1 protein-coding gene is annotated in these 630 nt (G+C 52.2%); it reads right to left on the bottom strand.

Translation table 11 applies throughout. The features are described from left to right. Nucleotides 1-261: 261 nt before the first annotated feature. Nucleotides 262-630, bottom strand: a 369-nt coding sequence (locus ACK8P7_RS10985; protein WP_410044236.1) for a hypothetical protein, incomplete at its 5' end; no start/stop codon positions are given.

Genomic DNA, 630 nt, shown 5'->3' with positions numbered 1-630 from the left:
GAAGCAGCTCCAGGTCCCAGGAACGATCGGTAGACCGCAGCAGGGACGATTATGCTCGATAAGGATAACCCATCGACAAGAACGGGCATCCCTTCTAATAAACAGACGAACCCAATTCGCACCCCGGGTGGCCAACCTTATTCTCGTCTCTATGCTGTACCGCCTTTCGTTTTCTTGAGCGGCCAACATGAAGGCAGCCCACCAACCTTCGACGAGGTTAGTGGGCTGTCGCAAGTTCGGTAGAAATCTACTGTCGCAGCATTACTCGATTGCTTCTTCGTCCTCATCGGTGTATGAAGAGTACTTGTTTAACAATTCCTTGAGGAATCCCGTAGGCTCATATATGCGCTCTGGCACCGGATATTCATCGGACATGCGGCACGAATGATATTTCCCGTCTTCGTCAATCCAGACCAGCCAGGATAGTTCAGACCGCGCTTCGGTTTTCGAGAGGCGTTCCTCTGCGAGCCCGTTGCTGTCCCTCTGGAGAGTCGTGTACCAAACAGAGTGCAAGTTGTGGGTGCGAAGGGCTTCGAAGAGCAGGTTCTTGTTGGCAAGTAATGCCTGATAGTACTTCCTATACGGCTCGCCATATTCCACGTCCTCGAATACGGCATCGCCGTCAGAGTT

Source organism: Oribacterium sp. P9 (assembly GCF_046365365.1).
Lineage (GTDB): Bacteria > Bacillota > Clostridia > Lachnospirales > Lachnospiraceae > Oribacterium.
The sequence above is the reverse complement of the archived record's forward strand: the minus strand, read 5'-3'. Positions and strand labels throughout refer to the sequence as shown.